Here is a 24,773-nt window from a genome sequence, read left to right as displayed (position 1 = left end):
TTGGGTTAAACTTGAAAGGCGATCCTGCCGGATATTTCGGCAGGACCGCCTTTTTTTAGATTATCGAACGCGATCTGGGTTCCATGAAATTACGTCGATAGATGTTTTTCTTAAGCATCCTGCGCAGCATAATTGCCGCGGGTAAAATAGCGATGAACGATTCCGGCCAGCGCAATGGCGGCGATGACGACAAGCCCCGAATAAATCAGAATCGCCGGGAGGAAGCCGATTCGTTCGGCCCCAAAGCCGAGGATCAGCACGGGAAGACCAGCCCCCAAATAAGTGACGGCATAAAAGCTACCCCGCATTTCCCCGTACAGGCTGTAAAGCGGTGCGGGGATATTGGCGCCCATCATAATCATGAGCAGAGCGTAAGCGACAAACCAGAAGGAAACGGCTTTTGTTGAACGTAAAGACACGAGAAGACCTCCTTAAGTTAATGTAATATTTTTTGTTACATTAAAACGAATGAAGAATTAAATGTAATAAAAAAGATACAATTTATGGTGAAAAAAACGGCTAGCTGTAAGCCCGTTTTTCTATCCGTTCCAGCACATCCGCGATCGTGTATCCAACAAGGAGAGCCAAGACCTGATGTTCGGTCGATTCGAAAATATCATCCATGGCCCGCTCAATATTGTTTCCAATCATGCATTTCTGATCCGAATTGGGCCATTTCGGCTTCAGTGGCCCTCCCGAGGTCAAAGCGTACAATTTGTCCAATGTGATGGTCCGAGGATCGTCGGCGAGGTAAAACCCGCCATGCGCCCCCTGCTTCGATTGAATATATCCATGCTTTCTAAGCATGGACAGTACTTTACGGACGCGAACGGGATGGATCGCTACGCTCTTGGCAATATTGTCGCTTGTTCTCAAACTGGTGGGCGCATACGCCAAAAATACAAGGCTATGCACGGCCACTACGAAATCGCTGTTCATTTTCATCACCAAATGTAATATATAAAATTACATTTTCGTTGCCAAGGCCATGAAGCCGTCCCGCATGTCCCGCCTTTGGCAGGCATGGCCTTTTGATACGCCTGCGAATAAATTGGAATCCAATTGGTGAATTTATCTAAATAAACCATATTTTTTTGAAAGGATTTCGTCTCCATGAGAGGACGCCGCCTGCTCAAAGGCTTGACCAAACGGACGAAAACAAACCGGGACCGGAGTCATTCCGCTCCCCAGGAAAGCAGCCGGAATTCGCAGCCGCAGCGGCTTTATCCGGGTCTGCGGCAAAACGAAGACCAACTTCGTTCGCTTTATGACAATTGTGCGGACGTCATTTACCGTTCCTTTCTGATCGGCGGCAAAACCCAGGCTCTGGTAATGTACATAGACGGGTTAGCCGATTCCGAAGGGATCGAGCGGTTCGTCATAGCCCCGCTCATGCTGGCGGAAGCCGATGACAACAAGGATTTAAGGCAGCTTATCGACCGTAAAATATCGGCTTCGCAAGTGAAAGAATTTACGACGTTTGAGAAAGGCGTCGAACTTCTTGTGAACGGAAACGCCATCCTGCTTTGCGACAACCAGGACGCCGGCATTGGCTTAGGGCTGACGAAATGGGAGAAACGCTCGATCGAGGAGCCTTCTGCGGAAGTGGGGATTCGCGGGCCGCGCCAAGGCTTTACCGAATCCTTGCGCACCAATACCTCGCAATTGCGGCGGATTATCAAAACCCCGCTGCTGAAAATGGAAGAGACGAAAATCGGCGAATACACCCAAACCAATATTATTCTGGCCTATATTGAAGGACTTGCGGATGAGACGTTGATCAAAGAAGTGCGGACCCGGCTGCGGCGCATTGAGATCGACGGCGTTCTGGAAAGCGGGTATATCGAAGAAATGATTGAAGATCAGCCTTACTCTCCTTTCCCGCAGTTGCTCAGCACGGAACGTCCTGATGTGGTTTGCAGCAGTTTGCTGGAAGGGAAAGTGGCGATTTTAACGGAGGGAACGCCGTTTACCTTGATCGCCCCGACAACGTTTTTCTCGTTGATTCAGTCGCAGGAAGACTATTATCAGCGTTATCTGATCTCTACAGTTATCCGCTGGCTGCGCTATGCCTTTATCGTCATCTCGCTCGTGCTTCCATCGGTATATGTGGCGGTGCTTACCTTTCATCAAGAGATGGTCCCCGGTGCTCTGTTGATCAGTATGGCCAGTTCCCGGGAGCAGGTGCCTTTTCCGGCGTTGATCGAGGCTTTGCTGATGGAGATCACTTTTGAAGCGCTGCGCGAAGCGGGGGTGAGGCTCCCCAAGCAGGTTGGCGCCGCTGTCAGCATCGTCGGGGCGCTGGTTATCGGCCAGGCGGCGGTCCAAGCCGGGCTCGTGTCCGCGCCGATGGTGATCGTGGTCGCGATTACGGGAATTTCTTCATTTATGGTACCCCGTTATATCGCCGGAATTTCCGTGCGGATGCTGCGGTTTCCCTTGATTTTTCTGGCCGGAAGTTTGGGCCTTGTCGGCGTTGTGATGGGGATCATCGCGGTTGTTCTGCATATGCTCAGCTTGCGCTCCTTCGGCGTCCCCTACTTGTCCGAAGTGGCCGCTCCCCATCCAAACGAATGGAAGGATGTTCTGGTCAGGGCGCCCCGCTGGAAGATGAACACGCGTCCGCGCTTTACGGGAAAATATGACAAATACCGGCAGTCATCCGGCCAAAGGCCCGGCCCTATCCGAGGGGACGACGCTGAGTAATCAAAACAAGCGCCCGGCAAAGGAGAATCGGATGGATGAAGACATCGATCAAAACATGGATAAAGATGGCGGCTTTCCTTCCGCTGCTGCTTTGTTTGGGGGGATGCTGGGACCGTACGGAGCTGAACGATTTGGCCCTGGTTACCGCGCTCGCTATCGATCAGGCGGAGAACAATCAGGTTCGGGCAACCGTGCAATTTATCCTGCCGCAGAATCAGTCGGGAGGGGGGATGACGGGAGGCGGCGCAGCAGGGGGCGGCGCTTCAAAACGGACATCCATCCGTACGGAGATGGGCCGGGATATCACCGATGCTTTGTCCAAGCTGCAGCGGGAAATTCCCAGAAAGATGTTTTGGGGGCAATGCAGAGTGTTTATTTTCAGCGAGTCCGCGGCCAAGGCAGGAATCCGGGAACATCTCGATTTTCTGGTCCGTTTTCCTTCGTCGCGGGAACGGGCTTATATGTTCGTCAGCAAAGGAGAGGCGGAGAAAACGCTCGAGCTGTTTCCGCCGAGCGAAAATTCTTCGGCCCAGGTGCTGCGGAAGCTGGCTGATCTGGAGAGCGGTATGCGCGTCACGATGCACCAACTAAGCCTAATGTTATCCGGGGATTCACGCGCGGCTGTGCTGCCGATGATTCACATCCTGCCGAAAGCCAAATCCGCCGAGCCGTTTCAAACGATTCCTTACTTGCTGGGAGGCGCCGTGTTCAAGGAAGACAAAATGGTTGGGGAAATTTCCGAAAAGGTCACCAGGGGCATCATGTGGCTCAGAAATGAAATTGGAGAATACACGTTGGTGTTTGAAGCGAAGGGAGCGGAAGGATTGGTGTCGTTAAAACCGGTGAAAGCCAAAATCAAGCTGATTCCCAAAATTGAAGGAGACACCTGGAAGATGTTCGTCCGGGTGAAGACGCACGGAGATATCATTCGGAACGGCACTCCGATGGACCCTATGAACCCGAAATTGCTCAAAGAGATGAGCAAGGGATTCGAGGAGGATGTAAAAGAACGGATCGAGTTGGCGTTCGATGAGGTTCAGCGGAAACACAAAGCCGACATTTTTGAGTTCGCCAAAGTATTCCACCGTAAATATCCCAAACAATGGGAAAAAGTTCAGGACCGCTGGGACGAGCAATTTTCCAAAGTTATAGTTATTCCGCAAGTGGAAGCCAGGATTCTAAGGCCGGGACTCATCAGCTCCCCGGAAGGGCTGCCGAAGGAAGAGGTGAAAAAGAAATGAGATGGTTTTTTTTCTTCGTCGTCACAATCTCCGCGCTGCTGATCGCCCGTCTCGAATGGCGGAAACTGAAAGAAAAACCGGTAAGGGATAAAGTCGTATTCGCATTCCTGCTCCTCCTGGTGTGGGTCCTGTCCATGTTCGATTTGCCCAATACGCCGGGCCCCACTACGGCGCTTATGTTCATTTTCAAACCGTTTCGGGGACTGGTAGAACCATAACCGAACTTTTTTGTTGCACAGGATTGATCCAAGGCGAGGTGAACGATGATGTTGGAAAAGGGAAAAATTTCGGCTTTTCAAATGGGGCTCCTGATGTATCCGGCCGTGCTGGCTTCCGGGTTTCTGGTATTGCCGACCATCACGGGCCAGTACGCCCAAAACGATCTTTGGCTTACCTGCTTACCGGCCGCCTTGATAGGTCTGATTGCCGTATATACCGTGACCCGCTTGCATGAGCTTTTTCCGGGGCAGACGGTCGTTCAATACAGCGGGCGGATTCTCGGTAAAATTCCCGGAAAAATCATCGGCCTTGTCTATATCACCTACAATCTGCATGCGTCCGGGGGAGTTACCCGGCAGTACGCGGAATTTGTCACGGGCAATTTTTTATTTAAAACTCCGCTCATGATCGTAATGGGATCCCTGATCTTGCTGAGCGCGATCGCCGTGCGCGGCGGGGTGGAGATGCTGGCCCGGAGCACCGTCATTTTTTTGCCGCTGTTTATTCTCCCTGTGTTTTTTCTATTGCTGCTGATCCCCGATCTGGATGCCAAAACGATATTTCCGATTTTAAGCCACGGGATAACCCCGGTCATGAAAGGGTCATTTATTATGATGGGCTGGCTCAACGAATTGTTCCTGATGACTTTTTTTCTGCCCAGCCTGACCGATCCGGAGAAGGGGAGGAAATGGGGATACATTTCAGTGGCTATGATCGTTTTGTTTTTGACTTATTCCAACCTGATCGCCTTATTTCTGCTGGGGCCGGATCTGCGGAATAAAGTGTACCCGCTGCTCGTCGCCTTCCGTTATATCGGCGTCGGCACTTTCCTGGAAAATTTGGAATCCTTGCTGCTGGCGATGTGGGTCATTGGAAATTTCCTGCAAGTCGGCGTCTTTCTCTACGCCGCCTCGCTTTCCCTGGCTCAATGCTTTGAGCTTTCGGATTACCAACCGATCGTGTTTCCGCTCGCCCTGCTCAGCTTGGCCATCGGCATTTGGGATGTGCCCAATTTCCCGGTGTTCGGCGAGATGGTAAGGATGGCGGTACCGTTTCATATCTTAACGACGAATCTGGTGATCCCCCTGATTTTGCTGGCCGTCGCCAGCCTGCGCAAGCGGAAAACGGCAGGGGAATGAGGTCGATAAAGAATATTAAGTTCAATAATGTGGGGACAATCCCCTTTTCTCATCGCACTTTACTGTATTAAACCGGCCGCAAAGTAGGGGCCATTAATGGTTATAGTTGATAGGATACCATTGTTGCATAACCCCTATAAGAGCCGATGAAATGTAAGAAGATAAGTAATGGCCAGGAACAAGCAGATCTTTTTCATTCAAAAGCACGCCGGAATTATTTTCAACCAGTGTTTTTCGCATAAAATCTTTCAACTTTGTTTGGAAAGACAAATCTCCTTTTGAACTTGGTCCATTTCCGGCTTCCCGGAGAGCAATGCTGAAGGGAAAACAATATGACTAGCCGGCGGTAAATCATTTACGGGAATTTCCCATTGACGAATTCATAGTTTTTGGATAGGATTAATTACAAAAAAACTGACTGACGAGTCAATCGGGAGGAATGGCGTTGCCGGAGGAAGCTTACTCAGGAAAAAGCATGGAACGAAGGCGGGAACTGCTGAGTATCGCGGTTGAATTATTCGCCAAAAATGGTTATCACAAAACCAAAATATCGGATATCGTGCGTCAGGCGGGCGTGGCGCAGGGCACCTTCTACTGGCATTTCAAAAGCAAAGAGGCCATCGCGCTGGAGATTATCGCCAATGGACGCGAGGAAATTTCCAAGGTGATTTCACAGGGGTACCGGACCCATTCGGGCACGGTGGTTGATATGGTTCAAGCATCCGAAGCCCTTTTGAAAAATCTGTTCCGTTTTGCCAGCGCGAACCGGTATCTGATGGAGCTGCTGCTGGGCAGCGGGGCTTCCGACGAAGCGATCCGCCAGGCGGCGAGCGAGGCCCGCATCGAGATGGAGCAGGCTTTCCGGCGCAACATAGAACGGGCCATGGAACTGGGGATGCTCCCGCAGACCATCGACCCGAAGCTGCGGGCGGCGATGCTGATGAGCCTTATTGAAGGGATGATCGCCAGATGGCTGTTCGGTCCCCAGGCTCCGGAGTCGCCGTTGTCGGATATTACGTTGGACGAAATTTCGGCCCAGACGGCCAGGTTCGAATTTTTTGGATTGCTGGGCATTTAGTTAACCGGACGAAAGAAGGGACAGCATTGATTACTGTTGCGTGGGACGGAAGCATCTATCGAACGACAAGCAATTATGCTTATAAACCGCCGGAAGGCGCTGAATTTTCGCCGATGGATATTATGTGCGAGGCCCTCGGCATGTGTATTGCCGTCTCGCTGGTTCGCCTCCTGGAACAGGATGAAATCACGGGCGAAGCGCTTCGTGTGGAAGTCGAACCTTTCAAAGCGCAGGCAGGCTCGCCGCGGGTGGAGAAATTCCGCGTACAGGTGGAGCTCCCTTTTTATTTGGAAGAGCCTTATAAGGAGAGGCTGCTTACCCAAGCCTCCAGAATCTGCACCATCGGCAATACGATCAAACGGGGCGCCGAGATTGAATACGAAATAAAAGCATAAAGGGCGGTAAGCTCATATTCACGAAAACGGGGGAATCCACATGTCAACGGCACCACAACAGACGAAACCTGTTACACTGGATGATTATGCCATTCAGGCAGTACCGCAATCCGAGCGCAAAGGATTGTTAAACGTTGCTTTCACCAGCTGCGGCTGGATTATTTCGTTGTCCACCATTTTTGTCGGCGGTTCGTTAGCGGCGGGCATGACCTTCGGAAAGGCGATTTTGGCCGGACTGCTGGGCATGCTGATCTTGGCGGTATACGGCTTTTTTCAAGGTTGGATGGGCGCAAAATATGGCGTTTCCACCACGGTGCTGGCCAGACAAGCTTTCGGCCGGACGGGGGCCAGCCTGTTCGGAATTCTGCTCTCGCTCACGATGGGCATCGGCTGGTTCGGCTGGCAGGTGGCCTTCTTCGGCTCCACCATTGAGCAGATGTTCCCCGGATATTGGTTCGCGGATCCGAACGTGGCCATCATTTGGGGCGGCGCGCTGATGATGCTGACCGCGCTGATCGGGTACAAAGGCATTACGTACCTCAGTTTTGTAGCTGTGCCGATGGTCGTTGTGCTGTCCATCTGGGGCATTTGGGTCGCCGCCGATCAAACGGGCGGATTCGCCAATTTATTTGCGGCGCAGCCGACAGGCGATCTGATGAGCCTCTTTGCCGGGGTTACGCTGGTGGTCGGCAATGCAGCGCTTGGGGCCGTCGTTTTTCCGGATGTAACGAGATACGGGAAAACACCTTTTTCCGGCGGATTCGGCGCAGCGGCCGGATATTTCATCGGCGGTATCTTCTCGGTGATCGCCGGTGCGGCCATGACCTTTGCCGCCCAGATTCCGGAGTTCGGTTCGACCCCGAACATTCCGGCCGTAATGGCCAAGCTGGGCATGGGCTTTTTCGCGTTTTTGATCCTCGTCTTTGCCCAGTGGTCCAACAATGACAACAATCTTTATACCGGCGCTTTGGGGCTGCGCAATGTCGTGCGGCTGCCGAAATATATTCTTGTGATTGTCATGGGCGCACTCGGCATCGTGATCGCTTTGACCGGGTATCAGGATCATTTCGTGCCTTTTCTGAACTTCTTAGGGGTATATGTACCGCCGATAGCTGGGGTCATGATTGCGGATCATTGGTTTGTGCGCCGCGGAAAGTATGCATTCGGACAGGGAACGGAGTATGCGGCCATCAACGCGGCGGCCATCTTGGCCGTCATTGCGGCCGGGCTTATCGCCTCCCATATCGCCTGGGGGATCAGTCCGATTAATTCCACCATCCTGGGTCTCATTATTTACCCGATTATCACCGGGGTACTTCGGGCGCTGCGGATACCGTTTGAACTCGGCAAGTCCACCGAGGATTCCACCGGCTACTGATCTTAAGCCAAGGCATGATTTTCAATTCGATGATGACGATGAACACAGCAGGAGGTTGTAAACGATGGCTTTGACTGAAACAAAAAGCTGGAAACTAGGAATTGACGTGGGCGGGACGTTTACCGATCTTACCGCGCTCGATGAGGAAGGGCGCATTACGGCGACCAAAACCCCATCCACTCCCGATCCGTCGGACGGGGTAATCCAAGGCATCGCCAAAATCGCCGGCCAGCTTGGGATGACGGCGGAGGAACTGTTGAAAAACTGCACGCTCCTCGTCCATGGCACGACCGTGGCCACCAATACGATTTTGGAGTATTCCGGAGCCAAGGTCGGCCTGATCACGACGGAAGGGTTCCGCGATGAAATCGAGTTTCGCCGCTCCTATAAAGAGAGCGTGTTTTCCCCGCGTCTTCCGGCCCCGCATCCGATTGTTCCGCGCCGGTTGCGGATCGGCGTGCCAGAGCGTGTAAGCGCCCAGGGGGAGGTCATCCGCGAACTGGATGAACAAGCCGTGCGGGAGGCGGCGGCGTTCTTTCAGGCCGAGGGCGTCGAGGCGGTGGCTGTTTGCTTCTTGTTCAGCTTCCTCTATCCGGAGCATGAACAGCGAGTGAAAGCGATATTTGAAGAGGTTGCCCCGGAGATATTCGTCACCCTGTCGGTGGAGGTTCTTCCGCAAATCCGCGAATTTGAGCGGGTCAGCACAACGGTGGTCAATGCCTATACGGCTCCGGCCATGAAACATTATCTGGAGCGCCTTGAAAACCGGCTGAAGGAGCTTAAGTTTGCCGGGGAGCTGTTCGTGATGCAATCGGGAGGCGGCGTGCAAAATATCGTGCAGAGCGGCCGCCTGGCTGCCAGCTGCCTGTTGTCCGGACCTGCGGGCGGGGTGACCGCCGCTGCATTTTTGGGGGATCGGCTTGGTTATACCGACTTGATCACGGTAGACATGGGCGGAACCAGCTACGACGTGTCCGTCATCGAGAACCTGCAGCCGGCCCTCACGACGGAAAGCTGGATCAGCCGTTACCGGGTGGCGCTACCGATGCTGGACATCCACACGGTCGGCGCCGGAGGCGGCAGCATCGCCTGGATCGATGCCGGCGGCATGCTGCGCGTCGGTCCGCGCAGCGCCGGATCTACACCGGGCCCGGCGTGTTATGGAAGAGGCGGTACGGAACCGACCGTAACGGACGTGAATCTGGTGCTTGGTTACATGAATCCGGACCATTTTCTTGGCGGCGAGATGAAGCTGGACAAGGCGTTGTCCGAAGAGGCTATTCGCAAATATATCGCCGAACCGCTTGGGATTAGCGTGATCGAAGCGGCGTTGGCGATTTCCGAGATCGTGAACAATAATATGTCCAACGCGATCCGTTTTGTCACGACGCAGCGCGGCCATGATCCGCGCCGGTTTGCCCTGCTGGCCGCGGGCGGAGCCGGAGCCGTGCACGCCGGCCGGCAGGCCGAGGATTTGGGCATTGAAATGGTCATTGTGCCCGGATTTGCTCCTGTTCTGTGCGCGCTCGGCGACGTTGTCGCCAACTTGAAGGTAACGGAGCTGCGGACATTTTATGCCGCGGGCGGCGATCTGGATCTAAGCAGAATGAATGAAGTATTCGAAGGCATGGAGCAAGCGGCGAGAGAGAAGCTTGGCGGCCATTCGCGGCTGAAGCTGCACGAAGAAATCCGCCGTTATGTCGATATGCGGTATGCGGGCGAAGTTCATGAAGTGACCGTGCCGATCCGGACGAGAACGCGCAAAGTGACCGCTTTAAATATGGATGCCACGATCTCCCAGTTCCATGACATGCATGAACGCTTATATGCGCATAAAAATACCGGACAAGAGGTGGAAATCCTGAATTTGCGCCTGGATTTGATCGGGGTCCGCGAACGCATTGAGCTGCGGGAAGCCCCATTCCAAGGCGAAGATCCGCAGGCGGCGCTCATGGAAGTGCGCCGGGTTCATTTCGGGATCGAACCGGAAGAGACGAACATTTACGACGGTTCGAAGCTGGCGCCCGGCAATCTGATGGTCGGTCCGGCGGTCATTGAACAATGGGGAACCACGATCGTCGTCTATCCGGGCCATGAAGCGTTAATCGATGCGGGCGGGAACTGCATCATTGAAGTCAGACGCGATAGAGAAGGGGTGTAATCGATGTCGACCGCACACCAGATTTCAGATCAGATCATTTACGGCAAGCTGGCTTCGGTCAGCCGTTTTGCGGGTGAGCGGCTTCGGCGCGTATCCCGTTCCGCTCTGATCGCCGAATCCGGAGCTTATGCCGCCGGATTGGTGACAGGGGACGGATCGCTGGTCCATCAGGTACAATCCGAAATCGAGCACCTGTACGCCCTCAGGTCGGTGTCCCGCCATCTGCTGGATTATTTCGCTTACGATCTTGAGGAAGGCGACGTTCTGATTTCCGCGGATGTATATAAAGGCGGCACCAAAGGACAGACCCTGACGATGCTGCTGCCGGTATTTGCGGGCGGGGAGCTTATTGTTAGTCCGGTGATCCGGGCCCAGATGGCCGATCTGGGCGGTGAAATCCCCGGAGGTTATAATCCGGAAGCCTTTGAAGTGTGGCAGGAAAGCATGCGGTTAACGCCGGTGAAGCTGTTCAAGGGAGGCAAGCTCCAGCGCGACGTGCGCCGTTTCGTGCTGGCGAACGGCAGATCTCCGGAACTGCTGGAATCTGACTTGCTGGCTATGCAAGCCTGCCTTGAGGAAGCGCGCCGATCGATTCAAGCGGTTGTCGGCAGTTACGGATTGCCTGCGGTGCATCAAGCGATCGAGCGGATGAACGAGCGTACGCGACTTAGGACGGTTGAACTGCTGCCTGCTGTGACAGGCCCTCTTTCGGGCGCGGCGAAGCTGGCGATCGCCCAGGCCGATGTGGGCATCCAATTGCAAATGGAGCGGCGGGATCAGCGCTGGAAGTTTGATTTTACCGGAACTTCGGAGCAGGTACCGCTTCCTTATAATATTAGCCGGGAGACTGCGTCGGCTTGTGCGGTGACGGCGCTTCTGGCCGGTTCCATGGAAGACCTGGAGATCAATGACGGCTTGCTGGACGTATTCGAATTTGTTTTGCCGGAAGGCAGCCTGGTCCACGCGGCTTTTCCGGCGGCGACCGCGTTTGGGTTCTTGACGTCCGGACAAGCCGTCGCCGCTGCGGTAACGCAGGCGATGCGCGCCGAAGCCGATCCTGCATTTCCGGCGGTCCACGGCCCTTCTCCCTTGACCGTTCTGTATCCGCCCGTCGGTTCGCAGACCCCAATGGAGCCGGTATTTCTGGAGCCCGGTTTCGCGATTGCGGAAAACGGATGGAGCGCACCCGTGCTGCAGGGAGCCCGCAGGCTGGTCTCCGCCGAGGAGCTGGAGTGGCGGAGCGGGCTGCGCATCGGATACCGGAAGCGGCTTGAAGACGGGAATATGGAGGTGCGGCTGGACGTGCTTCGCGGCAAGTATGAGGCCGCTATTTTTGTTCCCGAAGGAGGGACGGATGTGCGTATTGTTGCCGGAGACGGAGTTCGTAGCGGAACGGCAAAAGGCATCCCGGTTACGGCAGGAGCCGCGCTCGAATACCGCTACGCTTCGGCCGAACCTTTGAAACGACTGGTAAAGGAGGATAACGATGGCCCGTCCCGTTAATGAATGGATTTTATCGCAGGTCGTTGGCGGAACGCTGGATTCCGTAGCGGAGGAGATGAGCGCCGCTGTAACGCGGACCGCCAGATCGCCTCTGTTTAATGAAGCCCACGACTTCACGACCGGCGTCTTCGATTTTATCGAAGGCCGTACCCGGCTGGTGGCCCAGGCTCCCGGCTGTACCCTGCATTTGTACGCAGTGGTCAGCGCTGTCGATGAGCTGCTGGACGCGTTTAAAAACGATCTGCATCCCGGAGACATTTTGCTCGTAAACGATCCTTATTACGGCGGCTCCCACAGTCTGGACTGGACGATTGTCATGCCGGTCTTTCACGGGCGGCGGCCGGTGCTGCTTCCGGCCGTCCGCAGCCATATGGGCGATAACGGCGGGCCGGTGGCGGGCGGCTACAATCCGCGATCCCGCGACATCTGGCAGGATGGATTGCGGATTCCGCCGCTCAAGCTGTACGAACGCGGTGAGAAAAGACAGGACGTATTCGAGCTGATTACGGCCAACAACCGGCTGGCTCACTGGCTGGAAGGCGATCTAGACGCCATGATCGGCGCCTGCAAGCTGGCGGCGCAGCGGGCGGACATGCTGCTTAAGCGATACGGCTACACTTCGGTGCGGCAGGCGATTGATCAGCGGATCGAGTATACCGAGCGGCGGGTACGGGAAGAAATCTCAAGCTGGCCGGACGGCACTTATACCGCGGAGACGTATGCGGACCATGATTTTCAGGGAAACCGGGATATTAAAGTGAAGGCTACCGTAACCGTCTCCGGCAGTGACCTGACGATCGATTTTGCAGGCTCGGCGAAACAGGTGCCCGGGTTCATCAACAGCCCGCTGTCGAATACAACGTCGTTTGCGTTTGTCGCTATTTCCACTTGCTGTGACGAGAGTATCCCCATCAACGAAGGGTACATGAACCCGGTCACGGTCAAAGCCCCGCTCGGCAGCGTCGTGAACCCGAAGCCGCCGGCTCCGTGCGGACATGCCACGGCTTGTACGGGAGCGGAAATTGCCGAGGCCGTCTTGCTGGCCATCTCCCAATGCGCCCCCGAGCGCGTCGGAGTGAATGCGCATAAGCTTCCGCTTGCCTATACAAACGGACAATATCAAGACGGGCGTCCTTGGGTGAACCTGAATTTCTTCGGTTATACCGGCGGCGCCGGCGGGGCCTATGAAACTGATGGCTGGGGACTGTACCCTCCGGTTATGACCGGGGTTATCCTGCCGTCCATCGAGATGAATGAAATTCAGTATCCCAGCCGCGTGCTGAAACACGAATACACCGCGGATTATACCGGTGCCGGACAGTGGCGGGGCGCACCAGGGCTTCATGTGCTGATCCAGCACCTGGAACCCAGTCATACCAGCGTCATGATGGCGGGGGTTCGGAACACTACGCGCGGCTTGTGCGGCGGGGAGGATGCGCCTTCCAATCTGGTTGTCCTTCACCCCGGAGACAAAGCACCGCTGGAAGTGCGGGAAACGGCGTTTCACGTGCCGATGAACGGCGGGGGAATCATCGAATTTCACCGGGCCGGCGGGGGCGGCTGGGGAGATCCGTGGCAGCGTGATCCCCGGCTCGTCCTCGAGGATGTTCTTAGCGGATTTGTCTCTGTTGAAGGCGCCCGTCAGGATTATGGAGTTATCATTCTGGAGGCAGGAATGGATTTTATCCTGGACCATGAAGGCACAGACGCCCTTCGTCAGAAAGGGAAGCTAGGCAGATAACAAACGGTTTGGGGATATAGATAGGGATATAGATAGGAACACAGGGGATGTTATAGAATAATTTGTTTGCAGCGCTTAGGCGGGGCCTGTTTTCATTTACGGATGACGCGGGCTTTGCTTAAGCGCTTTTTTAAGATATAAGGAAGAAGAAAAGTTTCAGAGCCAAAGCCTCCTTATCGCAAGAAAACTAACTTTTTAAACGCGGTTTGGCTTCTTCGAAAGTATGTCGAGAGACGGTTTTCTTACGGCTCAGCATGGAAACCGGCGTATGATAGCCGGCTGCCGGAATGACGCTACCACTAGTCCAAACCCGGGACTTCTAAATAGCGGCACTTTATGTACTTATTATTCGGAGCCAGGCCCGTTCATCCTCATTAGCGGCATTTTTTGTACTTATTTCCCTATGCATGGCCTAGATTGGGGGCATTTCCCTGCGACTGGGGAAAATAGCGGCAAAAATCGTCTCTATTTCTCTCAAATGGATGGATACCGCCGGAATAACGCCCTTTTTTGTTCTTATGTTTTTCGCCGGAGTTTCTCGTGGGTAGCCAGATGTAAAGCTATTAATCTATAACTATTAATCTATTAAGCTGTTAGGCTGTTAGGCGTAAAACTGTAAAACTGTAAAACTGTAAAACTGTAAGGCTGTAAATTCAGATATGTCCAGCGCCGTCCCACTACGATAAAAAGGAATGGAAAAATATTGAATATTTAAATCCTTACTTATCCCATGAGATTAATTGACAAGACGCAAAAACGGCTATATAATCACTTTAAATCGATGAAGATTCCATAACTGGAGAAAATATTCAACCCGGAATCTGAGCCGATTATTCAATTGAATTATGTTAATCATCATTGATTATTAATGTTCATCAGGCAGGAGGAACGTATGATTGCCAAAGAATACGACCAGATGAAACTGGAGTATGAGCTGCTCTCTTATTTGGATAAGCAGGAAACTCCGGTCGGCGCCACGACGCTGGTGCTTGTGCTAGACAAGAAGTTCGGGCTCAGCCAGGCGTCGATCGGCCGGAAGCTGATGGAATTCGATACGCTGGGGTATACCGAAAGCGTCGGCCGGAAAGGGCGTTTGCTTACGGCTGCGGGCAAGGAGCGGCTTACGGAGCTGAACCGGCAGCTTGCCCAACTGCGCGACAATTCCAAGCTGCTTGACGCCCTGAAAATATCCGACGAGCAATCGCTAATCAATATATTGGTGACGAGACGGGCTTTGGAACGGGAGACCGCATGGCTAGCGGCCACTAACGCCAGCGAACGGGATATCGTTCTTTTATGGGAATCGATCGCCCTGCAGGAAACCGCTTTGTCCGAGGGCAGGATTCCGATCGCGGAGGACCGGGAGTTTCATGAGCGAATCGCCAGGGCTGCCGGCAACCCGATCCTGCTTCACGCTTTGCGGCTCGTTTGGGGCGAGGGAGCCCATCTGCCGGCAACGGCCACGATCCGGAAAGCGGTCGGCAGCGAACTGGTTGTCGATCATCGCAGAATCATCGGCTGCATCGAGAGCCATTCTCCCTACGAGGCGGCGTCCGCCATGGTCAACCATATCAATCAGCTGATCGAGGATGTCCGCACTTACTTTGGCGGTCCCCGCTCTTAAAGCGGTATTAAGCCAAGGAACCAAAAAAACGATAAAAGAGGTAGTTGCCTGATTTATTAAACTCTCACTAAAAAATTACAAAGGGGAGGTCAACATGACCCAAAAATACCGTCTGGGCATCGATATTGGCGGAACCTTCACCGACGTGATGCTGACCGGCCGTTCGGGCGAGGTAGCGGCGGCGCTTAAAACGCCATCCGTACCTTCCGCTCCGGAGCAGGCGATCTTTAACGCGCTGCGGCAGTTAAAGGACAACGGCATCGACATCGGGGCGATTGAGCTGTTTGTCCACGGTACGACACTGGGAGTCAACACCTTGATTGAGCGAAACGGAGCGAAGACGGGTCTCCTTGTTACCGGCGGCTTTCGCGATGTGCTGGAAATCCGCCGGCTGCGTTTGGAGAATACGACGGATTTATACGGGGACAAGGCTTTGCCCCTGATTCCCCGCCATCTCGTCAAGGAGATCGATGAACGCTGTTTGGCGGATGGACGGATCTACCGTCCGCTGCGTCCGGAAGAACTGCGTCGGGCAGTAGCGGAATTGCTGGAAGAAGGGGTTACCGCAATCGCCGTCTCGTTCCTTCACGCGTATCATAACCCGGAGCATGAGCGCCAGGCGGCCGAGCTGATCCGCCGTGAATTTCCCGGCGTGTTCGTTTCGGCGAGCAGCGAGGTTTGGCCGCAGCAGCGGGAATACGAGCGAACGTTGGCCACCGTCATGAACGCATATGTGGGCTCGCGCATGAGCGAATATTTTCAGCGCCTGGAGGCCGGGGCGTCGGAACAGGGGCTGCGGGCGCAGGTGTTGTCCACGATGTCCAACGGCGGGATTATGACTGCCCGGCGGGCGGCGCAGGAACCGGTCAAAACGCTGCTCTCCGGCCCGGCGTCCGGCGTAATCGGCGCCACGCATGTGGCCCGTCTGGCCGGCATCGACAAGGTGATCACCTTCGATATGGGGGGCACGAGCGTCGATGTGGCGGTGATCGATGGCGAGCCGGCCTACTCGAGCGAAAACCAGGTCGGCGATTTTCCGGTCATCATTCCGGCGGTTGATGTGACGGCGATCGGCGCCGGCGGAGGTTCGGTCGCCTGGGTGGATTCGGCGGGCGTGCTGAAGGTAGGTCCGCGCAGCGCGGGCGCCGATCCCGGACCGGCCTGCTACGGCCGGGGCGGCCAGGAGGCGACGACCACGGACGCTTACGTGCATCTCGGCATCATTCACCCCGAGCGCTTTCTCGGCGGAGGCATGCCGCTGGATGAGCGGCTCGCCGCCGCGGTCCTGACCCGGCTCGGGGAGCGGATCGGCCTCGATTCCCGCGCGGCCGCCCAAGCGATCATCGACGTGGCGACCGCCAATATGTACGCCCAGTTTACGCCGCTCATGGCCCGCAAAGGGATCGATCCCCGGGACTTTACGCTGCTGGCCTACGGGGGAGCCGGTCCGACCCACGCATTTTTGCTGGCCCGGGAGGTGGGCATCCGGCGGGTGCTCATCCCGCCTTCCCCCGGCACGCTGTGCGCGACCGGCTGCGTGGTCGCCGACCTGCGCAACGACTTCGTCCGCACGGTCTATAAGACGGAGCAGCAGCTGCAGCCCGGAGAAATCGGCGCGACGTTACAAGGCTTGAAGGAGCAGGGAGGGCGCTGGCTGAGCGAGGAGAGCAGCCGGGGGATCGCGCTGGAGACGAGCTATGTGCTGTTCAGCGCGGATATGCGCTATGAAGGGCAAGCCTTCGATATTGAAGTATCGCTTCCCGCGGAAGAAACGGAGGCGGAAGCTGAAGCTGAAGCGATCCGGCGTTTTCATCAGCGGTACCATGACATTTTTGGCATCAGCCAGCCAGGCGATCCCGTCATGTTCGTCAATCTCCGGGCCTCGGTGGTCGGGGTTACCCGCAAGGCGGGGGCGATCCGACCGCCGGAACGCGCGGCGGATCGATCCGCCCCTGGCACACCGGACAAGCGCCAGTTGTTCTTTGACGGCCGGTCATGGACGGCCAGCGTACTGAAGCGGTCCGAACTGCCGGAGGAGTCCGCACCTGCGCTGTCCGGTCCGGTCATCGTTGAAGAGTACGATACGACGGTGTTTGTTCCCCCGGGCTATCGGGTCTGCCGGGACAAGCTGGGCAATATGATCGGGGAGGCGGAAGCATGAGTACCGACCGGGTGTTTCTGGAAATTTTCAAAAACCGGGTGCAGGCGATCGTGGAGGAAATGGCGGGTGTCGTTCTCCGCACCGGCTTCACGGCGTTTGTCAAAGAGACGGGCGATTTCGGCACCTATCTGCTGTCGCCAAAGGGCGAAACCTTCGGCTCCCCGCTGGAGACCGGATACAGCCTGTCGCTGGGAATTCCGGCCGAGGAGGTGCTCGCCGCGGGCGAGCCGTGGCGGGAAGGGGACATCGTGATTTGCAACGATCCCTATACCACCGGCGCCATGGCCACCCATTTGCCGGATGTCTATCTGCTGAAGCCCTTTTTTCATGACGGGCGGATTATCGCCTTCGGGCTTTGCTTTATTCATTCCTCGGATGTCGGCGGCAAGGTGCCGGGCAGCGTCTCGCCAAGCGCTTACGATATTCATCAGGAGGGCATCCGGATCGCTCCGGTCAAGCTGTACGAAGCCGGCGCGCTGAACGAGCAGGTGCTGAACATGTTCCTGCACAATTGCCGCATCCCCGATCAGAACTGGGGGGACCTGCGGGCGCTGATGGCCGCGCTGAACCGCGGGGACAAGAGACTTGCCGAATTGATCGCGCGATACGGACCGGAGCAGATCGAGCGGGGCATCGAGGATCTGCTCGCTTACGCGGAGACGCGGGTGCGGCAGATTATCGCGGACATCCCGGACGGGACGTACGAGTTCTGGGACTACATCGAAGGCGGTCCCGGCGGATACCCGGTGCGGCTGCGGTGCGCTCTGATCGTCAGGGGGGACGGGATATTGCTCGATTTCCGGGGAACCGATCCCCAGGTGAGAGCTTCGTTTAATATCCCGACACTGAACAAGCAAGGGCATTATTACCTGGTTCCGGCGCTAACCCGCTACTTCCGCACGCTGGACCCGTCGATTCCCTGGAACTCGGGGATGGTGCGGATGATCGGCAACGAGGCGCCGCCGGCCAGCATCCTGAATCCGGAATTCCCGGCCGCGGTCGGCGCGCGGGCTTCCACCTTCATCCGGCTGATGGATGTGCTGACCGGTGCGCTCAGCCGGGCCCAGGAAAACAAGCTGCCGGCGGCCGGCGCGGGACAAGCCGCAATCGTGATGCTGGCGATGACCGATCCGGTCTCCGGCGGCCGAAAGGTGGGCGTCATTCAGCCGATCTGCGGCGGCTCCGGCGCGAGGCCGATGAAGGACGGGATCGACGGCATGGATTTTGCCGTCGGCCATCTGCGCAACATTCCGGTCGAGACGGTGGAGGCCGACATGCCCGTGCTGATCGAACGTTACGGCCTGCGCGCCGATTCCGCCGGAGCCGGCAAATACCGGGGCGGCAGCGGGATCGAGCTCCGGCTCAAGGTGCTGAGTCCCGATACGGTGCTGACGGCGCGGAACATGGAGCGCATCCAGTTTCAGCCGTGGGGGAGACTTGGCGGCCGGGCCGGGGCGCACGGGGTGGCTTTAAAAAACGCGGGACAAGCCGCGGAGGAGGATCTCGGACGCATCGATGAGCTGCTGCTGCAGCCGGGCGACACGGTTGCCTTTCTCTCGCAGGGCGGCGGCGGATACGGCAGCCCGTATGAGCGGGACCCCGCAGCCGTGTTAAACGATGTGCGCAGCGGACTAGTGTCCGAGGCGGCCGCGCGGGAGCAATACGGCGTCATTCTGCGCGCCGGCCAAGTGGATGGCGAAGCGACCCGGCTTTTGCGAGCGGAAGCGCCTAAGCTGACGGCTTCCTTCCACTATGGAGAGGCGCGGGAACGCTTCGAGGCGGTCTGGAGCGATGAGCTGCAGCTTGCCGTCGGCGCGGCCCTGGCGGCTTATCCGCTGGCCCTGCGCGATTATCTTAAGCGCCGGACGATGGCCGAGGCGGACCGGAGGATCGCGGCCGGGGAACAGGTGCGGCCAAGCGACGCAGCGGACATCATGGGGGAAATTCACCGCAAATTGCTGCTTGGATAATGTGAGGCGTGCGGCAAGGACTTTTTTTCAAAATCCAATTCATATTTCAGGAGGTTCGATTGCAATGAAAACAAGAGCGAAATCGATCGTATCTTTATCCATCCTGCTGGTCCTGTCCCTGGTATTCCTTGCGGCTTGCGGCAACGGCGCGGGAAACGGCGGCAGCGCCGAAGGCGGCAATGGCGGCGGCAACGCGGCCAATTCGCCGACGACTCCGGCCGGTAACGGCGGTTCGGGGGAAAAAATCAAGCTGAGCATGTTCATTTGGGCCGGCGCCAATCAGGATGTCGTTCCGAAAGAGGTCGTCGCGAACTACATCAAGGAGCATCCCAACGTGGAGGTTGAATTTGTGGAATCCTCCAACTCCGTGATGTATCCGAAAATGCTGGCCGCCAAAAACGCCGACCCCAACAATCCGGTGGTGAATTTCGGCTATTTCAATGCCGACGCTTCCGCAAAAGGCATCAGCGACGATATGTGGGAGCCGCTGGACCCGGCGATCGTGACGCATATGCAGGATATTCCCGAACAGTACCACACGGCGGACAACCGGGGGATCGTATGGGGCGTGAGCAATTTTGCGCTTGTGTATAACAAGGATTTGGTGAAAACAGCGCCGACAAGCTGGAGCGATCTGTGGGAAAACAGCGATTTCAAGGATAAAGTCGCGCTTTGGGACTATATGTTTTACGCCTACATTGCGCCGGTCATTGAACTGAAGGGCCAGGAGCTCGGCGCCTCTTATGAAAAGCCGGAAGAGGCATTTAAATTCTGGGCGGAGCATGCGGATCAGGTCCGCTCCTTGGTAACCTCCAATGACCAGTTGAAAAATATGCTGGTGTCCGGCGAAGCGCTGATCGCTCCGTTCAGCTCGCAGACCGCGCAAACCTGGATCGATGATGAAGGGCTGCCGCTGGGCGTAGCCATTCCGAAGGAAGGGTTCATTTCGTTCCCTTATTCCCTGCAGGTCGTCAAGGGTTCGACCCCGGAGCAGACCCGGGTGGCCAACGAAATCATTAACGAGCTGCTGGCTCCGGAAAATCTGACCCGCTACGCGGAAGTCACAGGAACCCCGGTGACGAGCACCGCCGCGGCCATTCCCGACAAATACAAGGATGATCCGTCCTTCTCCGTCGAGGAGCAAAACAAAGGCCTGAACCCGGACTGGGCGACGATGGCGAAAGATGCCTCGGTGTGGAAGGATTTTTGGGACCGTCTGGTCAAGACGAAGCTGAATTAATCAAAACGGGATGGGAGGGGGCGGCTTGGGATGCCCGAGACAGAGAAACAAACGGCGATTGAAGCGCAAAACGTCGTCAGAAAATTCGGCGGGCAGTATGCGGTGAATTCCGTCTCTTTTGAGGTGAAGCAGGGGGAGTTTGTCTCCCTGCTCGGCCCCAGCGGCTGCGGAAAAACGACGCTGCTGCGCATGCTCGGGGGGCTCGATCGGCCCGACGAAGGCGCGATCCTGCTCGCCGGACGGGATGTGACGAAAATTCCCGCGTACGGCCGGGACACCAACATGATTTTTCAACAGCTCGCGTTGTTCCCGCATATGGATGTGTACAAAAATATCGCTTACGGCTTGCGCATGAAGGGGCGCAGCAAAGCCGAGATCCGCGCCAAGGTCGAACGGGCGCTGGATCTGGTTCAGCTGCCCGGCTACGGCGGCCGCTCCGTCGCCCAGCTCTCCGGCGGTCAGGCGCAGCGGGTGGCGATCGCCCGGGCGCTCGTCAACGAGCCGAAGGTGCTGCTGCTGGACGAGCCGTTGTCCGCGCTCGACGCCCAGCTTAGACTGGACATGCAGCGCGAGCTGAAGCGGATTCAGCGGGAATCCGGGACGACGTTTATTTTTGTAACCCATGATCAAAAAGAAGCGCTGAACGTCTCGGACCGGATCGGCGTGATGCGCGGCGGTAAGCTGCTGCAGTACGGCACGCCCGACGAAATTTACGAGCGTCCGGCGGACAGCTTTGTCGCCAAATTCATCGGCGACACGAATCTGCTGCCGGCCACGCTTGTTTCGCTAGCCGGCGACGCGGCTACCGTCCGGGCTGCCGGCGCGCTCTCCCGCGTCCACGTCGGCCCCGGCGCCGCCGCGCTAGCCGCAGGCGGGCAGGGTAATATCTCCATCCGCTACGAATACGTCCGGGTTGGGGAGGACGCCGCGCAGCTCGGCAACACGCTGAACGCGATCGTGGAGGACGTGCGCTACGGCGGCACGTTTCTGCAATACGAGCTGCGGCTTGACGGCGAGCATCGGCTGACGGCGAGCGTGCCGCATTATCCGGGGAACCGCCGCTATGAGACCGGTGAATCCGTTCCGATCGGGTGGGAGCCGAAGGACGCGATTCTGCTGCCCGGAGACGGGGAGGGGGAAGCGTGAAGGCCGCGGCAAATCGCCGGCATCGGCGCTGGTCGCCGCCGGACAGGTCCTGGGGCGCGGCGCTGCTGCTCCTGCTGCCGTCCCTGCTGCTTATGGGCATTATTTATATCGGCTCCCTGTTTATTTTCGGCCGCTACAGCTTCGATTCGTTTGCCGGGGGACATCTTGTTCCGGCCTTCCAATGGGACGCCTACGCCGCGTTTCTCGGCGATCCGTATTATTGGAAGCTGATCGGGGACACCTTTTCGCTGGCGCTGAAGGTGACCGGAATTACGCTGCTGCTCGCCTATCTGCTGGCTTATTATTTGGCCGGCGTCCGCAAGCCGGCATGGCGGCAAACCCTGCTGCTGATTACGTTTATGCCGCTGCTGGTCAGCGCGGTCGTCAAATCCTACGCCTGGATGGTGCTGCTATCTAGGCAAGGCCTGCTGAACTGGCTGTTTATCAAGCTCGGACTCACAGAGAACGGCTTTGAGATGACGTTTAACGAAACCGGGGTGATCATCGCGCTTGTGCATATTTTTTTACCCTTTATGGTAATTCCGATTTTGAGCGTGCTGGTGCAGCAGGACAGCCAATTGAAGGCGGCGGCCCACGACCTGGGCGCGGGAAGCGTACGGGCGTTCCTGACGATTACCCTGCCGCTGTCGGTGCGGGGCATCGTATCCGGCATTCAGATCGTGTTCACGTTATGCCTGACCGCGTTTACGACGCCCGCCTTGATCGGCGGGGGAAGAGTGATGACGCTGCCGACGTTTATTTATCAGCGCACCCTGGACACCAACTGGCCGATGGCCGCCGTGGCCAGCCTGTTTCTGATTCTGGCCTCGACCCTGGCGGTTTGGGCGCTGAACCGGCTTGCCGATCTGCTTGCTTTTCAGCGGTCCAAAGGAGGGAAAAGGCATGCGGCTTAGACCGAAATGGATCGGGGCGGCGCTGACGGTCGTCGCGCTGGCGGTGTGCCTCTTTTTGCTTGCACCGCTGATCATCGTCGTGATCACCTCCCTGAACCCGGCCTCTTACAGCGTGTTTCCGCCGCAGGGGCTGTCGCTCAGATGGTATGAAAACCTGGCTTCACAGCCGCAGTTTCTGCGGGCTTTCCGCAACAGCGTGATCGCCTCCGGCTGCGCTACGCTGCTGGCGCTTACGGCGGGCACGCTGGCCGCGCTGGCGATTCAGCGCTACCGTTTTCCCGGACGCAATCTGCTGCGCGCGATTTTTATGTCCCCGATGGTCGTGCCGAAAATCGCCCTGGGCGTCGCTTATCTGATTTTATTCTCCCGGCTGAAGATTGCCGGCGGCCTGCTTGCCCTGATCCTCGGGGAAGCGGTCACGATTTTGCCGTTTGTGCTGTCCATTATCGGAAGCACGCTGGCCAATTTGAAAAAAGAGTACGAAGAAGCGGCGGCCGATTTGGGCGCGGGTCCGGTCCGGAGCTTCTTCACGGTCACGCTGCCCCAGATGCGCATGGGGTTGCTGCTGAGCGGCGCGTTGTCGTTTATCTTTACTTTTGATCAGGTGGAGACGGCCTTGTTGATCCTGCGCCCGCAGAACAATACGCTGCCGATCGAGCTGTTCCTGTATATGGAAAAATGGCAGGACCCGACGATCGCGGTCGTATCGACGCTGATGCTGCTATTGGCGCTGGTATTGTTCCTGGGACTTAGATTTTTGCTGCGCTCGGCTCCGCAGGTACAGCAGGTACTGGGAAAAAAGGATGAATAGCTGCAGATGCAAGCTATGGAAAGCTATGGAAAGCTACGGAAAGCGAAGGAGGAACCGTCAATGAGTGCAGAGGAAGTGCGAGTGCGGCCGGAGGCCGCACTGGGCGGCATGGCCAACCGGGAACGCGCCGCAAGCGTGATGGCGCGTGAAGGGCTGCAGGCGCTGGTCGCCACCACGCCGGAGAATATCGCCTACGTGATCGGGGCGCCGCTAAGGACGACCAACTGGTCGATGCAGATTTACGCCGTATTGCCAAAGGATGCGGGGGCGCGTCCGCGCCTTGTTTTACCGACAAACCGGCTGGGCGTGATCGCGCAGATGGGCGTGCCGGACGCGGAGCTGTATTTGTTCAGCGACTTCTTTGTCGAAGGTTCGCCCGTAGGACAGCCCTCGACGCCCGATATCGATTTGTTTTATGACTTGCTGGGGCGGACGGCGGTTTACCCGGGCCCGCTCGAAGCGCTCGCGGCCGCGCTGAAGGATCTGGATATCCCGCAGGGGCCGCTTGGCGTGGATGAAATGCGCATCAACCCGGCGCTCTATGCCAAACTTGGCGAATCGCTGCCGGCGGGTCATGTCCGCCCGGCCTACGGCTTGTTCCGGGAGGTCCGCCAGGTGAAAACGGCGGCAGAGGTCGCCCGTTTGCGGCGGTCCGCCGAGCTCAATGAACGGGTCGAGGAGGAAATGATCCATCTGATCGCGGACGGGGTCCACGAGGAAGAGCTGGCCGCCCATTACCGGGACCGGATCATCCGCGCCGGCGGAACGCCGGCGATGATCGCGGTCGGGGCGGGACCGCGCAGCGCCTTGCCGCTGATCGAGCACTATTTCCACCGGGTACGGCCGGGTGAACAGGTGCGGTTCGACCTGTGCTGTCAGCTCGACAGCTACTGGGCGGATACCGGACGCACCGTGGTGCTGGGGCAGCCGTCCGAGTGGCAGCGGCGGCATTTCGCGGCGGTCCGCGGCGGCTGGGAGCGGGCGCTGGAGCTGGTGCGCCCGGGGGTCAAGGCTTCGGCGGTGTTTGCGGCCGCCGTTGAAACGGTGCAGCGCGGCGGGATTCCGCATTATCGCCGCCAGCATGTGGGCCACGCCATCGGCCTGGAGCTTTATGACGACATCGTGCTTGCCCCGGGAGACCACCGGGAGCTGCAGGAAGGGATGGTGTTCTGCGTGGAGGTGCCGTATTACGAGCTTGGCGCCGGAGGCTTCCAAATCGAGGATACCGTCGTAGTTACGAAGGATGGATATGAATTTTTGACGCATCTGGACCGCAAACTTTTTGTGCAGTAGTTGCACAGTAGTTGTAAGTAGCGGTGAGAGTGTAACTTTGAAAAGAGGTCTTG

Annotated in this window: 20 protein-coding genes and 1 pseudogene; 18 read left to right on the top strand and 3 right to left on the bottom strand. The window is 57.0% G+C overall.

Annotated features, from left to right (window positions below):
* Nucleotides 1–110: 110 nt before the first annotated feature.
* Together NYE74_RS23720 and NYE74_RS23715 are read right to left on the bottom strand one after the other, a co-directional pair.
* Entirely contained in the window at nucleotides 111–419 is a 309-nt protein-coding gene (locus tag NYE74_RS23720; protein WP_036624027.1) for a hypothetical protein, read from the bottom strand.
* Between the two features lie 100 nt (nucleotides 420–519).
* Nucleotides 520–939, bottom strand: coding sequence for an RrF2 family transcriptional regulator (locus NYE74_RS23715; protein WP_036624026.1), 420 nt, complete (start codon nucleotides 937–939; stop codon nucleotides 520–522).
* A gap of 174 nt (nucleotides 940–1,113) precedes the next feature.
* On the opposite strand from NYE74_RS23715, the gene NYE74_RS23710 reads away from it, so the two are divergent.
* The 4 genes from NYE74_RS23710 to NYE74_RS23695 are packed head-to-tail and all read left to right on the top strand — an operon-like array spanning nucleotide 1,114 to nucleotide 5,305.
* Entirely contained in the window at nucleotides 1,114–2,706 is a 1,593-nt protein-coding gene (locus NYE74_RS23710) for a spore germination protein (RefSeq protein WP_036624025.1), read from the top strand.
* A 35-nt stretch (nucleotides 2,707–2,741) separates the two neighbouring features.
* Nucleotides 2,742–3,947: a Ger(x)C family spore germination protein gene (locus tag NYE74_RS23705; RefSeq protein ID WP_036624024.1), complete on the top strand. Its 1,206-nt coding sequence runs from the start codon at nucleotides 2,742–2,744 to the stop codon at nucleotides 3,945–3,947.
* Complete coding sequence (locus NYE74_RS23700) at nucleotides 3,944–4,165, top strand: hypothetical protein (protein WP_341005201.1); 222 nt, start codon at nucleotides 3,944–3,946, stop codon at nucleotides 4,163–4,165. The genes NYE74_RS23705 and NYE74_RS23700 overlap by 4 nt, the downstream gene beginning before the upstream one ends.
* 45 nt (nucleotides 4,166–4,210) lie before the next feature.
* Entirely contained in the window at nucleotides 4,211–5,305 is a 1,095-nt protein-coding gene (locus NYE74_RS23695; RefSeq protein WP_227872644.1) for a GerAB/ArcD/ProY family transporter, read from the top strand.
* 59 nt (nucleotides 5,306–5,364) lie between these two features.
* Here NYE74_RS23695 and NYE74_RS23690 read toward each other — a convergent pair.
* Nucleotides 5,365–5,590 (bottom strand): annotated as a pseudogene (locus NYE74_RS23690) (TetR-like C-terminal domain-containing protein); the annotation flags it as partial.
* A 190-nt stretch (nucleotides 5,591–5,780) separates the two neighbouring features.
* Here NYE74_RS23690 and NYE74_RS23685 point away from each other — a divergent pair.
* The 14 genes from NYE74_RS23685 to NYE74_RS23620 all read left to right on the top strand — a co-directional run bounded on the left by NYE74_RS23685 (nucleotide 5,781) and on the right by NYE74_RS23620 (nucleotide 24,720).
* Entirely contained in the window at nucleotides 5,781–6,383 is a 603-nt protein-coding gene (locus NYE74_RS23685) for a TetR/AcrR family transcriptional regulator (protein ID WP_227872674.1), read from the top strand.
* A 26-nt stretch (nucleotides 6,384–6,409) separates the two neighbouring features.
* The gene (locus tag NYE74_RS23680) at nucleotides 6,410–6,778 is read left to right on the top strand and encodes an OsmC family protein (RefSeq protein WP_051985545.1); all 369 of its coding nucleotides are present in this window, start codon (nucleotides 6,410–6,412) and stop codon (nucleotides 6,776–6,778) included.
* Nucleotides 6,779–6,818: 40 nt separating this feature from the next.
* Nucleotides 6,819–8,156: a cytosine permease gene (locus NYE74_RS23675; RefSeq protein WP_051985544.1), complete on the top strand. Its 1,338-nt coding sequence runs from the start codon at nucleotides 6,819–6,821 to the stop codon at nucleotides 8,154–8,156.
* Nucleotides 8,157–8,220: 64 nt separating this feature from the next.
* Nucleotides 8,221–10,317: a hydantoinase/oxoprolinase family protein gene (locus NYE74_RS23670; RefSeq protein ID WP_316561309.1), complete on the top strand. Its 2,097-nt coding sequence runs from the start codon at nucleotides 8,221–8,223 to the stop codon at nucleotides 10,315–10,317.
* Between the two features lie 3 nt (nucleotides 10,318–10,320).
* On the top strand, nucleotides 10,321–11,820 hold the full coding sequence (locus NYE74_RS23665) for a hydantoinase B/oxoprolinase family protein (RefSeq protein WP_316561308.1): 1,500 nt from the start codon (nucleotides 10,321–10,323) through the stop codon (nucleotides 11,818–11,820).
* Nucleotides 11,804–13,561, top strand: coding sequence for a hydantoinase B/oxoprolinase family protein (locus NYE74_RS23660; RefSeq protein WP_036624020.1), 1,758 nt, complete (start codon nucleotides 11,804–11,806; stop codon nucleotides 13,559–13,561). The genes NYE74_RS23665 and NYE74_RS23660 overlap by 17 nt, the downstream gene beginning before the upstream one ends.
* Before the next feature lie 892 nt (nucleotides 13,562–14,453).
* On the top strand, nucleotides 14,454–15,185 hold the full coding sequence (locus NYE74_RS23655) for a FadR/GntR family transcriptional regulator (RefSeq protein ID WP_036624019.1): 732 nt from the start codon (nucleotides 14,454–14,456) through the stop codon (nucleotides 15,183–15,185).
* Nucleotides 15,186–15,279: 94 nt separating this feature from the next.
* Nucleotides 15,280–17,346: a hydantoinase/oxoprolinase family protein gene (locus NYE74_RS23650; protein ID WP_341005200.1), complete on the top strand. Its 2,067-nt coding sequence runs from the start codon at nucleotides 15,280–15,282 to the stop codon at nucleotides 17,344–17,346.
* Nucleotides 17,343–19,316 (top strand): hydantoinase B/oxoprolinase family protein, encoded by a 1,974-nt coding sequence (locus NYE74_RS23645; RefSeq protein WP_240751564.1) that lies wholly within the window; start codon nucleotides 17,343–17,345, stop codon nucleotides 19,314–19,316. The genes NYE74_RS23650 and NYE74_RS23645 overlap by 4 nt, the downstream gene beginning before the upstream one ends.
* A 64-nt stretch (nucleotides 19,317–19,380) precedes the next feature.
* Nucleotides 19,381–20,556 carry an ABC transporter substrate-binding protein gene (locus NYE74_RS23640; RefSeq protein ID WP_240751565.1) on the top strand — a complete coding sequence of 392 codons (1,176 nt, stop codon included), beginning with the start codon at nucleotides 19,381–19,383 and terminating at the stop codon, nucleotides 20,554–20,556.
* A gap of 30 nt (nucleotides 20,557–20,586) precedes the next feature.
* Nucleotides 20,587–21,702 carry an ABC transporter ATP-binding protein gene (locus NYE74_RS23635; RefSeq protein ID WP_036624015.1) on the top strand — a complete coding sequence of 372 codons (1,116 nt, stop codon included), beginning with the start codon at nucleotides 20,587–20,589 and terminating at the stop codon, nucleotides 21,700–21,702.
* Nucleotides 21,699–22,616, top strand: coding sequence for an ABC transporter permease (locus NYE74_RS23630; RefSeq protein ID WP_240751566.1), 918 nt, complete (start codon nucleotides 21,699–21,701; stop codon nucleotides 22,614–22,616). Before NYE74_RS23635 ends, NYE74_RS23630 begins: the two co-directional genes overlap by 4 nt.
* Entirely contained in the window at nucleotides 22,606–23,427 is an 822-nt protein-coding gene (locus tag NYE74_RS23625) for an ABC transporter permease (RefSeq protein WP_051985542.1), read from the top strand. The genes NYE74_RS23630 and NYE74_RS23625 overlap by 11 nt, the downstream gene beginning before the upstream one ends.
* A 60-nt stretch (nucleotides 23,428–23,487) precedes the next feature.
* The gene (locus NYE74_RS23620) at nucleotides 23,488–24,720 is read left to right on the top strand and encodes a M24 family metallopeptidase (protein ID WP_227872643.1); all 1,233 of its coding nucleotides are present in this window, start codon (nucleotides 23,488–23,490) and stop codon (nucleotides 24,718–24,720) included.
* Nucleotides 24,721–24,773: the final 53 nt, after the last annotated feature.

Origin of the sequence: Paenibacillus sp. FSL P4-0127, assembly GCF_038007325.1 — a bacterium.
GTDB lineage: Bacteria > Bacillota > Bacilli > Paenibacillales > Paenibacillaceae > Fontibacillus > Fontibacillus macerans.
Note: the sequence above shows the minus strand (reverse complement) of the source record. Positions and strands in the feature narration are given on the sequence as shown.

Coding starts and splice junctions, on each gene's coding strand:
- NYE74_RS23715 (WP_036624026.1), bottom strand. CDS start 939: ATGAACAGCGATTTCGTAGTGGCCGTGCATAGCCTTGTATTTTTGGCG.
- NYE74_RS23710 (WP_036624025.1), top strand. CDS start 1,114: ATGAGAGGACGCCGCCTGCTCAAAGGCTTGACCAAACGGACGAAAACA.
- NYE74_RS23705 (WP_036624024.1), top strand. CDS start 2,742: ATGAAGACATCGATCAAAACATGGATAAAGATGGCGGCTTTCCTTCCG.
- NYE74_RS23700 (WP_341005201.1), top strand. CDS start 3,944: ATGAGATGGTTTTTTTTCTTCGTCGTCACAATCTCCGCGCTGCTGATC.
- NYE74_RS23695 (WP_227872644.1), top strand. CDS start 4,211: ATGATGTTGGAAAAGGGAAAAATTTCGGCTTTTCAAATGGGGCTCCTG.
- NYE74_RS23685 (WP_227872674.1), top strand. CDS start 5,781: ATGGAACGAAGGCGGGAACTGCTGAGTATCGCGGTTGAATTATTCGCC.
- NYE74_RS23675 (WP_051985544.1), top strand. CDS start 6,819: ATGTCAACGGCACCACAACAGACGAAACCTGTTACACTGGATGATTAT.
- NYE74_RS23670 (WP_316561309.1), top strand. CDS start 8,221: ATGGCTTTGACTGAAACAAAAAGCTGGAAACTAGGAATTGACGTGGGC.
- NYE74_RS23665 (WP_316561308.1), top strand. CDS start 10,321: ATGTCGACCGCACACCAGATTTCAGATCAGATCATTTACGGCAAGCTG.
- NYE74_RS23660 (WP_036624020.1), top strand. CDS start 11,804: ATGGCCCGTCCCGTTAATGAATGGATTTTATCGCAGGTCGTTGGCGGA.
- NYE74_RS23655 (WP_036624019.1), top strand. CDS start 14,454: ATGATTGCCAAAGAATACGACCAGATGAAACTGGAGTATGAGCTGCTC.
- NYE74_RS23650 (WP_341005200.1), top strand. CDS start 15,280: ATGACCCAAAAATACCGTCTGGGCATCGATATTGGCGGAACCTTCACC.
- NYE74_RS23645 (WP_240751564.1), top strand. CDS start 17,343: ATGAGTACCGACCGGGTGTTTCTGGAAATTTTCAAAAACCGGGTGCAG.
- NYE74_RS23640 (WP_240751565.1), top strand. CDS start 19,381: ATGAAAACAAGAGCGAAATCGATCGTATCTTTATCCATCCTGCTGGTC.
- NYE74_RS23635 (WP_036624015.1), top strand. CDS start 20,587: ATGCCCGAGACAGAGAAACAAACGGCGATTGAAGCGCAAAACGTCGTC.
- NYE74_RS23625 (WP_051985542.1), top strand. CDS start 22,606: ATGCGGCTTAGACCGAAATGGATCGGGGCGGCGCTGACGGTCGTCGCG.
- NYE74_RS23620 (WP_227872643.1), top strand. CDS start 23,488: ATGAGTGCAGAGGAAGTGCGAGTGCGGCCGGAGGCCGCACTGGGCGGC.